A 12,608-nucleotide genomic window follows, 5' to 3' on the forward strand; every position below is an offset into this window, starting at 1 on the left:
GAGTATCCCTCGTTGACGGCCGCGTCAGCGGCCGTTGCCCGCCAGGTCGGCGTGGGCCACGAGTCGGTGCGCCGGTGGGTGCTGCAAGCCGATATCGACGACGGCACCCGCGACGGGATCACCAGCGTCGAGCATGCCGAGATCAAGCGGCTCAAGGCCGAGAACAGTCGTCTGCGGGAGGATGTCGCGATCCTGAGAGCTGCGACGACTTTCTTCGCGGGGGAACTCGACCCCCGCAACCGTTGATGCTGGGCTTCATTGACACGATGAGAGCCGAAGGTCACGCGGTCGAGTCGATCATCCGGGTCCTGCAAGCGCAGGGCGTGAAGATCGCCGCGCGCACCTACCGAGCCCACCGGCAAGGCATCGTCGCAGTGCGGACGATCACGGACGCGCAGGTCCAGGACGCTGTCCGCGCCGCGGCATGGACCATTGTCGAACGCAACGGGACGATGCGTCGCGTGCTGACTCCCGAGGGCCTCTACGGGCGGCGGAAGATGACCGCGCTGATCCGCCGCACGTCGATCCCCGGCGCGTCGCGAGGCGCGGTCGACCGGGCCATGCGCTCGCTCGGGCTGTCGGGAATCCGTCGCGACAAGGGCACCCGCACTACGATCCCCGCCAAGGACGGGGTCCGTGCCGGCGACCTGCTGAACCGCGACTTCACCGCGCCCCGGCCGGATCACACCTGGGTGATGGACTTCACCTATTGCCGCACCTGGGCGGGCTGGGTCTACGTCGCCTTCATCGTCGATGTCTACTCGCAACGCATCGTGGCCTGGCACGCACAGACCACCAAGCACGTCGAGCTGGTGATGATCCCGCTGCGCATGGCCCTCTGGGAACGAGCGCGTGATGGGCACCCGGTCCAGCCCGAGCAGCTGCGGGCACATTCGGACGCCGGGTCTCAATACGTCTCGCTGGCCTACACCGAGAAGCTGGCGCTCGATGGCATCGCACCCTCGATCGGGTCCGTCGGCGACGCGTTCGATAACGCGCTGATGGAGACGATCAACGGGCTCTACAAGGCCGAGTGCATCCGCACGACCGTGTTCCACGACGGGCCGTATCGGACCATCGCAGACGTCGAATTCGCGACCGCCGGCTGGGTCAACTGGTACAACACTCGTAGGCTTCACTCGAGCCTCGGCTACGTCCCACCCGCCGAGTTCGAGCAAGCCCATTACGCGACCCTCAACCGAGAGCCGCAACCCGCATAGGAGCGGCACAAAACCTGGAGCGCTTCACAGTTCAAGGCGCAAACCTCGGGCAAGGGTTGTTTCATCCCCTTGCGCTTTGCTTGTGGCGAAGCCTTCCAATTCGATTGGAGTGAGGACTTTGCCCGCATAGCGGGCAAACAGGTCAAACTTCAGATTGCCCAGTTTAAGTTGGCCCACAGCCGGGCCTTTGTGCTTCGGGCTTACTACCAGCAAAAACATGAAATGCTGTTTGATGCCCACTGGCATGCCTTTCAAATCTTCGGTGGCATTCCCAAGCGCGGCATCTACGACAACATGAAGACCGCTGTGGATTCGGTGGGGCGTGGCAAAGAGCGCAGGGTCAATCAGCGGTTCACTGCCATGGTCAGCCACTACCTGTTTGATGCGCAGTTCTGTAATCCAGCATCGGGTTGGGAGAAAGGCCAGATTGAGAAGAACGTGCAGGATTCCCGCCAACGCCTGTGGCAAGGGGCACCAGACTTTCAAAGCCTTGCTGATTTGAATGTGTGGCTTGAGCATCGCTGCAAAGCGCTGTGGTCTGAGCTGCGCCACCCCGAATTGGACCAAACCGTGCAAGAGGCCTTTGCCGATGAACAAGGCGAGTTGATGGCGCTACCCAATGCCTTTGATGCATTCGTGGAGCAAACCAAGCGAGTCACTTCAACCTGCCTTGTTCACCACGAGGGCAATCGCTACAGCGTTCCTGCCAGTTACGCCAACAGGGCCATCAGCCTTCGGATTTATGCAGACAAGCTGGTGATGGCTGCCGAAGGCCAACACATTGCCGAGCATCCAAGATTGTTTGGCAGTGGCCACGCTCGGCGTGGCCACACACAATACGACTGGCACCATTACTTGTCTGTGCTTCAGAAGAAACCTGGGGCGTTGCGCAATGGTGCGCCATTTGCTGAATTGCCACCCGCGTTCAAGAAGCTTCAATCCATCTTGCTGCAACGCCCCGGCGGTGACCGTGACATGGTGGAAATTCTGGCCCTTGTATTGCACCACGATGAAGGTGCGGTACTCAGTGCTGTGGAATTGGCATTGGAGTGTGGCAAGCCATCGAAGGAGCATGTGCTTAATCTGTTGGGACGTTTGACCGAAGAACCTCCACCCAAACCGATTCCAATTCCCAAGGGGTTAAGGCTGACATTGGAACCACAGGCCAACGTGAACCGCTATGACAGTTTAAGGAGAGCCCATGATGCAGCATGAAGGCCATGTGAGAATCCTCAAATCCTTGAAACTCTTTGGCATGGCACACGCCATTGAGGAGTTGGGCAATCAGAATTCACCAGCATTTAATCAAGCCTTGCCCATGCTGGACAGCTTGATTAAAGCTGAAGTGGCAGAGCGTGAAGTACGTTCGGTGAACTATCAATTGCGGGTGGCCAAGTTCCCCGTGTATCGGGACTTGGTGGGCTTTGACTTCAGTCAAAGCCTGGTTAATGAGGCCACGGTCAAACAATTGCACCGGTGCGACTTCATGGAACAAGCCCAGAACGTGGTGCTGATTGGTGGGCCAGGCACAGGCAAGACTCACCTGGCCACAGCCATTGGTACACAAGCAGTGATGCACTTGAACCGACGGGTGCGTTTCTTCTCCACCGTGGATTTGGTCAATGCACTGGAGCAAGAGAAATCATCTGGGCGTCAGGGACAAATCGCAAACCGTCTGTTGTATGCCGATTTGGTGATTCTGGATGAGCTGGGATATTTGCCTTTTAGCCAAACCGGTGGGGCACTGCTGTTTCACCTGCTCTCAAAGCTGTACGAAAAAACCAGCGTGATACTGACCACCAACTTGAGCTTCTCGGAATGGAGCCGAGTGTTTGGCGATGAAAAGATGACAACAGCGTTGTTGGACCGACTAACCCACCACTGCCACATCCTGGAAACCGGCAATGAAAGTTACCGCTTCAAACACAGTTCAACTCAGAATAAGCAGGAGGAAAAACAGACCCGCAAACTGAAAATCGAGACATAATTCTGACAACAAGGGGTGGGTCAAAATTCAATGCAAATCCCGGGTCAAATTTGGGTGCAAATCAACAGATATCGACAACCTCTCGCGCAACCAAGACATCGCGGTCGGACTGCAAGTGATCTTGAAGCCACGGGCCCGTCCCACCCCGACATGGACCTCGATGCCCGAACGGACGTTAGATTTCGAGTTCTAGGCGTTCTGCGATGAAGGTTGGATCCCAGCCGGGATTGAAAGTGTCGACGTGGGTGAATCCGAGCCGCTCGTATAGGCCACGCAGGTTCGGGTGGCAGTCGAGCCGCAGCTTGGCGCACCCCTGCGTTCGCGCGGCATGGCGGCAAGCCTCGATCAGCGCGGAGCTGACACCCCGGCCCGCATGTGTCCGTCGCACCGCGAGCTTGTGCAGATATGCGGCCTCCCCCTTGAGGGCGTCGGGCCAGAACTCGGGATCCTCGGCCGACAAGGTGCAACAGCCGACGATGCCGTCGCTGCAACTCGCGACTAGGAGCTCGGATCTCAGGACGAAGGTCTCCGCGAATGTCCGGTCGATCCGCGCGACGTCCCAGGCGGGCGTTCCCTTGGCGGACATCCACGCCGCAGCGTCGTGCATCAGCCGCACAACCTCGTCGATATCACCCGAGCAGGCGACCCGAACGTTCGGAGGCTCCTCGCTGTCCATTCGCTCCCCTGGCGCGGTATGAACCGCCGCCTCATAGTGCAGTTTGATCCTGACGAGCCCAGCATGTCTGCGCCCACCTTCGCGGAACCTGACCAGGGTCCGCTAGCGGGCGGCCGGAAGGTGAATGCTAGGCATGATCTAACCCTCGGTCTCTGGCGTCGCGACTGCGAAATTTCGCGAGGGTTTCCGAGAAGGTGATTGCGCTTCGCAGATCTCCAGGCGCGTGGGTGCGGACGTAGTCAGCGCCATTGCCGATCGCGTGAAGTTCCGCCGCAAGGCTCGCTGGACCCAGATCCTTTACAGGAAGGCCAACGGTGGCGCCCAAGAAGGATTTCCGCGACACCGAGACCAATAGCGGAAGCCCCAACGCCGACTTCAGCTTTTGAAGGTTCGACAGCACGTGCAGCGATGTTTCCGGTGCGGGGCTCAAGAAAAATCCCATCCCCGGATCGAGGATGAGCCGGTCGGCAGCGACCCCGCTCCGTCGCAAGGCGGAAACCCGCGCCTCGAAGAACCGCACAATCTCGTCGAGCGCGTCTTCGGGTCGAAGGTGACCGGTGCGGGTGGCGATGCCATCCCGCTGCGCTGAGTGCATAACCACCAGCCTGCAGTCCGCCTCAGCAATATCGGGATAGAGCGCAGGGTCAGGAAATCCTTGGATATCGTTCAGGTAGCCCACGCCGCGCTTGAGCGCATAGCGCTGGGTTTCCGGTCGGAAGCTGTCGATTGAAACACGGTGCATCTGATCGGACAGGGCGTCTAAGAGCGGCGCAATACGTCTGATCTCATCGGCCGGCGATACAGGCCTCGCGTCCGGATGGCTGGCGGCCGGTCCGACATCCACGACGTCTGATCCGACTCGCAGCATTTCGATCGCCGCGGTGACAGCGCCGGCGGGGTCTAGCCGCCGGCTCTCATCGAAGAAGGAGTCCTCGGTGAGATTCAGAATGCCGAACACCGTCACCATGGCGTCGGCCTCCGCAGCGACTTCCACGATGGGGATCGGGCGAGCAAAAAGGCAGCAATTATGAGCCCCATACCTACAAAGCCCCACGCATCAAGCTTTTGCCCATGAAGCAACCAGGCAATGGCTGTAATTATGACGACGCCGAGTCCCGACCAGACTGCATAAGCAACACCGACAGGGATGGATTTCAGAACCAGAGAAAGAAAATAAAATGCGATGCCATAACCGATTATGACAACGGCGGAAGGGGCAAGCTTAGTAAAGCCCTCGCTAGATTTTAATGCGGATGTTGCGATTACTTCGCCAACTATTGCGATAACAAGAAAAAGCCAGCCTTTCATGATATATCTCCCAATTTGTGTAGGGCTTATTATGCACGCTTAAAAATAATAAAAGCAGACTTGACCTGATAGTTTGGCTGTGAGCAATTATGTGCTTAGTGCATCTAACTTTGTTTTAGGGCGACTGCCCTGCTGCGTAACATCGTTGCTGCTCCATAACATCAAACATCGACCCACGGCGTAACGCGCTTGCTGCTTGGATGCCCGAGGCATAGACTGTACAAAAAAACAGTCATAACAAGCCATGAAAACCGCCACTGCGCCGTTACCACCGCTGCGTTCGGTCAAGGTTCTGGACCAGTTGCGTGAGCGCATACGCTACTTGCATTACAGCTTACGAACCGAACAGGCTTATGTCCACTGGGTTCGTGCCTTCATCCGTTTCCACGGTGTGCGTCACCCGGCAACCTTGGGCAGCAGCGAAGTCGAGGCATTTCTGTCCTGGCTGGCGAACGAGCGCAAGGTTTCGGTCTCCACGCATCGTCAGGCATTGGCGGCCTTGCTGTTCTTCTACGGCAAGGTGCTGTGCACGGATCTGCCCTGGCTTCAGGAGATCGGAAGACCTCGGCCGTCGCGGCGCTTGCCGGTGGTGCTGACCCCGGATGAAGTGGTTCGCATCCTCGGTTTTCTGGAAGGCGAGCATCGTTTGTTCGCCCAGCTTCTGTATGGAACGGGCATGCGGATCAGTGAGGGTTTGCAACTGCGGGTCAAGGATCTGGATTTCGATCACGGCACGATCATCGTGCGGGAGGGCAAGGGCTCCAAGGATCGGGCCTTGATGTTACCCGAGAGCTTGGCACCCAGCCTGCGCGAGCAGCTGTCGCGTGCACGGGCATGGTGGCTGAAGGACCAGGCCGAGGGCCGCAGCGGCGTTGCGCTTCCCGACGCCCTTGAGCGGAAGTATCCGCGCGCCGGGCATTCCTGGCCGTGGTTCTGGGTTTTTGCGCAGCACACGCATTCGACCGATCCACGGAGCGGTGTCGTGCGTCGCCATCACATGTATGACCAGACCTTTCAGCGCGCCTTCAAACGTGCCGTAGAACAAGCAGGCATCACGAAGCCCGCCACACCGCACACCCTCCGCCACTCGTTCGCGACGGCCTTGCTCCGCAGCGGTTACGACATTCGAACCGTGCAGGATCTGCTCGGCCATTCCGACGTCTCTACGACGATGATTTACACGCATGTGCTGAAAGTTGGCGGTGCCGGAGTGCGCTCACCGCTTGATGCGCTGCCGCCCCTCACTAGTGAGAGGTAGGGCAGCGCAAGTCAATCCTGGCGGATTCACTACCCCTGCGCGAAGGCCATCGGTGCCGCATCGAACGGCCGGTTGCGGAAAGTCCTCCCTGCGTCCGCTGATGGCCGGCAGCAGCCCGTCGTTGCCTGATGGATCCAACCCCTCCGCTGCTATAGTGCAGTCGGCTTCTGACGTTCAGTGCAGCCGTCTTCTGAAAACGACATTTGAACCGGGAACCTTCCCTTTTTGGCTAGGCGTGAAACAATGGTCATTTTCCCTATACCCAAAATGACCAGGAGGCCCGCATGAAAGTCGCACGCATCTACCTGCGCGTGAGCACGGAGGAACAAGACCTAAGCCGGCAGGATGCCATCGTGGAGAGCACGAAGGCGGCCGGCTTTTACGTCGCCGGCATCTACCGCGAGAAAGCCAGCGGCGCACGCGCCGATCGCGCCGAGCTGCTGCGCCTGATTGCCGACCTGCAACCTGGTGAAGTCGTGGTTGCGGAGAAGATCGACCGAATCAGCCGCTTGCCGCTGGCCGAGGCCGAACGCCTGGTGGCCTCGATCCGGGCCAAGGGCGCCAGGCTAGCCGTGCCTGGTGTGGTGGATTTGACGGAGCTGGCCGCCGAGGCGAAGGGCGTGGCCAAGGTTGTTCTGGAATCCGTCCAGGACATGCTTTTGAAGCTGGCGTTGCAGATCGCACGCGATGACTACGAGGATCGGCGCGAGCGTCAGCGGCAAGGCGTGGAGCTGGCCAAGCAGGCCGGCCGCTACACCGGCCGTAAGGCCGACACACTGGCGCATGATCGGATCATTGCGCTGCGCACTGCTGGGCATAGCATCGCGGAAACGGCGAAACTGGCCAGGTGCAGCGAAAGTCAGGTCAAAAGAGTGTGGGCATTGCACAAAGCCGTGGCGTCAAAGCGTACAGGTTGATGACGCGCGGATGGTATCGGCCCAAGGCAATAATGCCGGCATCGAGCGGGGCAGGGGGGTTTGCATTGCCTGTTCGATCCAGCAGCTTGTGTAGTGCGCGGCATCACCGCTGGAACGCTTTTCAAGGAGATCGGTAATAAGTTGGTCGGCGCTGGGTTCGGTTGTCGCGCGTCAGACTGTTTGGCAGGGGTAGTTAGTTGCTGATGCAACGCCCCAGCTGAGAGGTCTGAATGTCATGAGTCGTCCACCGACGATCCCCGCGGAGAAGAAGCTCCGGATCGTGTTGTCCGTGCTGCAGCGCGAGATCACGATCGCTGAAGCCGCCCGCCGCGAGAAGGTCTCCGAGCAGGCGATCGGGAACTGGAAGCGCCAGTTCCTCGAGGGCGGCAAGGCCGGCATCGAGGCGGGCAAGTCCAAGCCCTCGACCCGGGAGCAGCAGCTCGAGGACGAGGTCGCCGAGCTGACCCAAGCTCTGGGCGAGGCTGCGGTCGAGATCCGGGTCTGGAAGAAGTCAGCCGAGGGCCGCTTGGGCCCTTCGAGGACCTCGAGGTGATCCGCCAGGACGCGGGCATGTCGACCGCGAGGTTCTGTGAACTCTTCGACATGCCTGAGCGGACGTGGCGACGCTGGCAAGCCAGGGCGCGCGCGGATCAGCCGCCGAAGGGCCCGTGGCCGCAGCCGGCCCGCGACGCGGCCAGGGCGCTGACGATCACGCATGCGATGGCGCATCCGGCGTGGGGGCACCGGAAGGTCTGGGCGATGACCCGCCATGACGGGCATCGGGTCTCGCAAGCGACTGTGCTGCGCCTGCTCCGCGACGAAGGCCTGATCCTGCCTGCCCGCTACCAGCGTGAGCGCCGCAAACTCGCCGAACGACGCAAGGCCGCGTTCGCGAAGGAACCGACGGGGCCGAACCAGGTGTGGCAGCTGGACTTCTCCGAGTACGAGACCACAACGGGTGGGACCTGGCGAATCGCGGCGTGCCGCGACTACTGGTCGAAGTATGAGTTCGACGCGCATGTGGCCCCGACGGCGAACATGCACGATGCTGTCGCGGCCGTGCAGAAAGCTCTCGACGAGACCGAGCAGCTTCTCGGTCATCCGCTCATCGATGACGCGCCCGTGAACGCCGAGACAGGCGAGATCGAGCCGGTCGTGACGATCGTGACAGACAACGGCGGACCATTCCGATCCGCGACGTTCGAGCTGTTCATCATGCGCCACCCCGAGCTTCGACATGTTCGCACGAGAGTCCGCACGCCAGGACAGAACGGCTCACGGGAACGTGGCTTCGGATCGATGAAGTACGAATGGCTGTTCCGTGAGGAGATCGACGACGCCCCCCAGCTTGTCGAGCACATCGACGCCTACCGGGCCGACTATAACCACGTCCGCCCCCACGAGGCCATCGCCTGGAACCGGCCCGCCGACGTCCACGCCGGCCTCGCCGACCCCACCATCCCCAACTTCGAAATCCAAGAATTCCTGCCAACAACTTGACGCGGGACACGGTCATTCGCCAAAAGCCGACAGTAAAGCTATCTGCCAAGGCTTCACGCCATACTTGCGATGGAAGCCGTGACGCGGCCTCTAGGTGCTGTTCCAGAGTCACCGCGCTAACAGCCGCACCAGGAGCGATAGAGCGGGTGCCGATATCGCGGCCTGTAAAGCTGGGCATATCGCGGGAAACGTCCAGACAGTGCGCAAGTTCATGCACCATAACCCCTTTAATCCAAGGGGTGGGATCGGAGCCGGTGAAGCCTTTTAGGACATTCGCCGGATTCAAGACCAGATCACAGTAGCCAGGCCCTACGTACATAAGCGCCGGGATCGAGTGTGGTAGTGCAACGGTGTTCGTGTTCCAACCAGACACAGCGGATGAAAGCACGACATGCACACCGTAATGTTCAAGCGCAAACTTTTTAAGGAAGGGGAAGCCGTCCGCGTCGGCCACAAAGGCGCTGCGGGCGGCAGCGTATCGCTCGCTTGAAACTCGTTCTAGCGCAATGCCAGACAGCAGAGCTATGGCATAGGTCAAAACAGGAATCAGGGCGACGGAAAGACCGATTCCGATACGGCGTTCTATCGGATTTCCCGTTCTCACAATCCAGGGTTGTCTGGAAGCCCATAAGCCAGCCGCAACAGCTAAGGCAAACCACAGGCCGCCGAACAACATCCAGTCATTGCCGACTGCCCTGCCAGCTAGAGCAACAAGTGATACCAATGCTACCCATGCCAGCGGGGCTAGTACGTCCAATATCGCAGAAATGTTAAGCGGATGATTCTTTCGCTTAATGTCCATGATCGGCGGCCGTTTCCTTGCTGGGCTAGAACGTCGCGTCTTTCAAAGAGATTGCGCAGCCGTTGAAGTCATAGGACACGTCCGTAATGACACCGGAGGCGCGGGCCGTCTTGCCGACTGTCAACGCGGTGACGTTGGCCTTGTTGTCGGTGCCGGCGTGAATCGACACTTGGCCAGCTTTCAACAGCACGCGATAGTGAGGCTGGAAGCCTTCATTGACTGACCGGACTTCGCCAGTCATGGCCAGGCCCTTACCGACATACGTGCTATTGGCTTGCACCTGGTTGTTCTTCGCCGCTTGGCAAATCTGCGGCAGCGTATCCGTCACCATGACCGGGGCCGTGGCCTTTTGAATGTCCTTGGCGACCTGATCCAGCGCGGCGCAACCGGCAAGGGCCAGGATCGGCAAAGCAAGAGCTAGGCGGTTTATAGATTTCATGCAGCAAACTCCTTATCAGTGAAAAAAGTGGACGGCCCGTGCCTAGAACATGGGCACGTAGATCAATTCGATTTCAACACGTTGGTTCTGGTAGCGCCCTTCGGGCGTGATGTTCTCGGTCACGTAGTCGGCGGCCGACGCGAAATTCACCATGATCTTGAGCGGCGACACGCCACGATCCACCAGGTACTTGCGCGCCGACAAGGCACGCTTCAATGCCAGGATTTCATCGCGGGCGCTGGGCCGGTTCGTACTGGTGCGGCCGTTGACATAGATCATCGAGGCGGCGCGGGCGTCAGCAAGGACGGCGGCCACGTCCGCCGGCGGCTGGAACGTGGTGCTGCTGTCCGGGAAGGAAACCATCACCATCGAGGAAACAGGCGTGCTATGGGCGGTGCCGTAGTCGGCGGCCAGCGCGCCTTGCGCGAAGATCATGGACGCCAAGGAAATGGCCAGGAAGAACGCTTTACGCATCGGACAGACTCCAATCAAAAGAATAGGTATCCGGCCTTGCTCATGGGAATGCGGATCAACCAGAGCGCAGCCAGGTGCAGCGGGTAATAGGCATAGAAAGCCCAGCGCAGGCGCGGCATGGACAGATCAATGCGAGAGGCGACCAGGAGCAGCGGCAACACCGCCAAGGCCCACAGGTTGCGATTGATGAACCAGAGCGCGGCCAGGGCCAGCAGCGCGACCGCCGCGGCTGTCCAGGTGGGGCGCTTGCAATAAGACCAGATCCACCCGGCCCCGTTGCATGGCCCAAAACAACCTAGGTGCGTGGGTCAGATCCTTCCGTTAACGCGCCGGGGTGAATCCGGTGGATAGCGCGGGGTGCTGGGAGAATCGATTCATGACGGTGACTGCCAGCCTGGAGGGTCTGTTCGAGGTCGAGCCGGGTGAGGCGCGGGCGCCGGGATCGGCTGCACCGGCGGGTGCGGGCAAGACGTTCCGTGGGTATGACCAGGGGCAGTGTTTCCTGCTCCCGCCGAGTCTGGATGACTGGCTGGACGAGGATGATGAGGCCCGGTTCATCTCCGAGGTCGTCGAAGAGCTCTTGGATCTGACGCCGGTCTACGCGTCGTACGCGTCCGCCTCGGGTGCGCCTCCGTATGACCCGCGGATGATGTTGAAGCTGCTGCTGTTCGCGTACGCGACGGGCGTGACCTCGTCTCGTGAGTTGGAGCGGCGCTGCAAGCGCGATATCGCCTTCCGGTGGCTGTCGGGCAACCAGGCGCCCGACTACCGGTCGCTGGCCCGGTTTCGTCGGCGTCACCTGGATGCCCTGCCGGGGTTGTTCCTGCAGGTGCTGCGGGTCTGCGCGGAGGCGGGGCTGGTGCGGTTGGGGCGGGTCGCGCTGGATGGCACGAAGCTGGCTGCGAACGCGTCGCGGCATAAGGCGATGAGCTATGACCGGATCGTGCCGAAGATCGATCAGCTCCAAGCCGAGGTCGCTGCGCTGCTCGCCGAGGCGGAGGCGGTCGATGAGGCCGAGGATCAGCAGTTCGGCCAGGACCGGCGCGGGGACGAGGTCGCCCCGGAGCTGGCCCGCCGTGAGGGGCGCCTGGCAAAACTACGTGCCGCGAAGGACGCGATCGAGGCCGACGCCGCCGAGAAGGCGGCAGCCGTGGCGCGGAAGAAGGCCGACGCCGCCGGTCAGCCCCCTGAGCAGGCCGACGCGGCCGTCGCGACTGCGGTGGACACGGCGGCGCCGAAGCCGAAAGCGCAACGCAATTTCACCGATCCTGAGGCGCGGATGATGAAGACGGTCCGCGGCTTCGATTACGCGTTCAACGCGCAGGCCGTTGTCGATGAGGGCCACCAGATCGTGTTGAGCGCCGAGGTCACCCAGCAGGCCACCGATATCCAGCAGTTCGTCCCGATGGCCGAGCAGACCCTACGGAACCTCGACGCGGCAGGAATCGAGCGTTCCCCAGAGGTCGTCCTCGCTGACGCGGGCTACTGCTCGGAAGCCAACCTCGAAGCCGCCGACGATCTGGACGCACAGGTGTTGATCGCGACGGGACGGCAACGTCACGGCGAGAGCTTCCCTACCGCCGGCGCCCCGGACCCGGCCCCAGAGGACGCGAGCCGGCGGGAGCGGATGGCGCACGCGCTGCGCACCGAGCAGGGCCGCACCGACTACGCGCGCCGCAAAGCCATCGTTGAACCCGCGTTCGGGCAGATGAAGACCCGGCAAAACGCCGGACAGCTCCGGCTACGCGGACTCGCCGGCGCCCAAGGCGAATGGCTACTCCACACGATCTGCCACAACCTCCGCAAGCTCCGCGTCGCTACAGCCGCCGGGCTGGCGCCCGCATAGGCCTCCCCAGGGGTCCCTGGGCGTCACAGCACGCACCGACAGTCGCCACGAGCCCCTCGCCGTGCGATCCCGCACGCTCTCACACCGCAACGGCCCGCCCGTTCCCGTTCGCGACCGTCAGCGCGCGATGCCAGAGTCAACGCCGCGCGCCACGCCACCCGATTCTGACCCGCGCACCTAG

The 12,608-nt window shown here is 61.1% G+C and carries 13 protein-coding genes and 1 pseudogene; 8 read left to right on the forward strand and 6 right to left on the reverse strand.

Annotation, left to right across the window (positions count from 1 at the left end):
* The 3 genes and pseudogenes from CGU34_RS17690 to istB form a co-directional block, all read left to right on the forward strand.
* Positions 1–1,220, forward strand: a protein-coding gene (locus CGU34_RS17690) for an IS3 family transposase (protein ID WP_100813494.1) whose coding sequence is annotated in 2 segments (ribosomal slippage) — positions 1–208 and positions 208–1,220 — 1,221 coding nt annotated over the 2 segments. Because the reading frame shifts where the segments join, the coding sequence is not laid out codon by codon here. This gene is flagged as partial in the annotation.
* Positions 1,221–1,229: 9 nt separating this feature from the next.
* A pseudogene (gene istA, locus CGU34_RS17695) lies at positions 1,230–2,435 on the forward strand (IS21-like element IS1326 family transposase); the annotation flags it as partial.
* On the forward strand, positions 2,422–3,207 hold the full coding sequence (istB, locus tag CGU34_RS17700; RefSeq protein ID WP_000983249.1) for an IS21-like element IS1326 family helper ATPase IstB: 786 nt from the start codon (positions 2,422–2,424) through the stop codon (positions 3,205–3,207). The pseudogene istA and the gene istB, both read left to right, overlap by 14 nt.
* A gap of 175 nt (positions 3,208–3,382) precedes the next feature.
* Here the strand turns inward: istB and CGU34_RS17705 are convergent, their stop codons facing one another.
* The 3 genes from CGU34_RS17705 to CGU34_RS17715 form a co-directional block, all read right to left on the reverse strand.
* Positions 3,383–3,883, reverse strand: a complete 501-nt coding sequence (locus CGU34_RS17705) for a GNAT family N-acetyltransferase (protein WP_000376623.1) — start codon at positions 3,881–3,883, stop codon at positions 3,383–3,385.
* Positions 3,884–4,010: 127 nt separating this feature from the next.
* Positions 4,011–4,850 (reverse strand): sulfonamide-resistant dihydropteroate synthase Sul1, encoded by an 840-nt coding sequence (gene sul1 / locus CGU34_RS17710; RefSeq protein WP_076056711.1) that lies wholly within the window; start codon positions 4,848–4,850, stop codon positions 4,011–4,013.
* Complete coding sequence (locus tag CGU34_RS17715) at positions 4,844–5,191, reverse strand: quaternary ammonium compound efflux SMR transporter QacE delta 1 (protein WP_000679427.1); 348 nt, start codon at positions 5,189–5,191, stop codon at positions 4,844–4,846. Before CGU34_RS17715 ends, sul1 begins: the two co-directional genes overlap by 7 nt.
* A gap of 244 nt (positions 5,192–5,435) precedes the next feature.
* On the opposite strand from CGU34_RS17715, the gene intI1 reads away from it, so the two are divergent.
* From intI1 to CGU34_RS17735, 4 genes are all read left to right on the forward strand, one after another.
* Positions 5,436–6,449 carry a class 1 integron integrase IntI1 gene (gene intI1, locus CGU34_RS17720; protein ID WP_000845048.1) on the forward strand — a complete coding sequence of 338 codons (1,014 nt, stop codon included), beginning with the start codon at positions 5,436–5,438 and terminating at the stop codon, positions 6,447–6,449.
* A 284-nt stretch (positions 6,450–6,733) separates the two neighbouring features.
* On the forward strand, positions 6,734–7,366 hold the full coding sequence (locus CGU34_RS17725) for a recombinase family protein (RefSeq protein ID WP_036299198.1): 633 nt from the start codon (positions 6,734–6,736) through the stop codon (positions 7,364–7,366).
* Between the two features lie 235 nt (positions 7,367–7,601).
* The gene (locus tag CGU34_RS17730) at positions 7,602–7,919 is read left to right on the forward strand and encodes a transposase (protein WP_100813976.1); all 318 of its coding nucleotides are present in this window, start codon (positions 7,602–7,604) and stop codon (positions 7,917–7,919) included.
* Entirely contained in the window at positions 7,916–8,866 is a 951-nt protein-coding gene (locus CGU34_RS17735) for an integrase core domain-containing protein (protein ID WP_100813977.1), read from the forward strand. The genes CGU34_RS17730 and CGU34_RS17735 overlap by 4 nt, the downstream gene beginning before the upstream one ends.
* Positions 8,867–9,693: 827 nt before the next feature.
* On the opposite strand, the gene CGU34_RS17740 is transcribed toward CGU34_RS17735, so the two are convergent.
* Genes CGU34_RS17740 through CGU34_RS17750 form a run of 3 tightly spaced genes read right to left on the reverse strand, consistent with a single transcriptional unit; the run spans position 9,694 to position 10,844 of the window.
* A complete protein-coding gene (locus tag CGU34_RS17740) occupies positions 9,694–10,107 on the reverse strand; it encodes a hypothetical protein (protein WP_011600627.1) in 414 nt (137 codons plus the stop codon).
* Positions 10,108–10,149: 42 nt separating this feature from the next.
* A complete protein-coding gene (locus CGU34_RS17745; protein ID WP_011600626.1) occupies positions 10,150–10,581 on the reverse strand; it encodes an OmpA family protein in 432 nt (143 codons plus the stop codon).
* A gap of 14 nt (positions 10,582–10,595) precedes the next feature.
* On the reverse strand, positions 10,596–10,844 hold the full coding sequence (locus CGU34_RS17750) for a TraX family protein (RefSeq protein ID WP_269800302.1): 249 nt from the start codon (positions 10,842–10,844) through the stop codon (positions 10,596–10,598).
* Between the two features lie 113 nt (positions 10,845–10,957).
* Here CGU34_RS17750 and CGU34_RS17755 point away from each other — a divergent pair, with 113 nt between their 5' ends.
* Positions 10,958–12,427, forward strand: coding sequence for an IS1182 family transposase (locus CGU34_RS17755; protein ID WP_036294992.1), 1,470 nt, complete (start codon positions 10,958–10,960; stop codon positions 12,425–12,427).
* Positions 12,428–12,608: the final 181 nt, after the last annotated feature.

Origin of the sequence: Microbacterium lacus (assembly GCF_002812805.1) — a bacterium.
Lineage (GTDB): Bacteria > Actinomycetota > Actinomycetes > Actinomycetales > Microbacteriaceae > Microbacterium > Microbacterium lacus_A.

Excerpts from the sequence above, each read along its gene's own strand:
- CGU34_RS17725 (WP_036299198.1), top strand. The coding sequence starts at position 6,734 with ATGAAAGTCGCACGCATCTACCTGCGCGTGAGCACGGAGGAACAAGAC.
- istB (WP_000983249.1), top strand. The coding sequence starts at position 2,422 with ATGATGCAGCATGAAGGCCATGTGAGAATCCTCAAATCCTTGAAACTC.
- CGU34_RS17745 (WP_011600626.1), bottom strand. The coding sequence starts at position 10,581 with ATGCGTAAAGCGTTCTTCCTGGCCATTTCCTTGGCGTCCATGATCTTC.
- CGU34_RS17705 (WP_000376623.1), bottom strand. The coding sequence starts at position 3,883 with ATGGACAGCGAGGAGCCTCCGAACGTTCGGGTCGCCTGCTCGGGTGAT.
- CGU34_RS17755 (WP_036294992.1), top strand. The coding sequence starts at position 10,958 with ATGACGGTGACTGCCAGCCTGGAGGGTCTGTTCGAGGTCGAGCCGGGT.
- CGU34_RS17715 (WP_000679427.1), bottom strand. The coding sequence starts at position 5,191 with ATGAAAGGCTGGCTTTTTCTTGTTATCGCAATAGTTGGCGAAGTAATC.
- CGU34_RS17740 (WP_011600627.1), bottom strand. The coding sequence starts at position 10,107 with ATGAAATCTATAAACCGCCTAGCTCTTGCTTTGCCGATCCTGGCCCTT.
- sul1 (WP_076056711.1), bottom strand. The coding sequence starts at position 4,850 with ATGGTGACGGTGTTCGGCATTCTGAATCTCACCGAGGACTCCTTCTTC.
- CGU34_RS17730 (WP_100813976.1), top strand. The coding sequence starts at position 7,602 with ATGAGTCGTCCACCGACGATCCCCGCGGAGAAGAAGCTCCGGATCGTG.
- intI1 (WP_000845048.1), top strand. The coding sequence starts at position 5,436 with ATGAAAACCGCCACTGCGCCGTTACCACCGCTGCGTTCGGTCAAGGTT.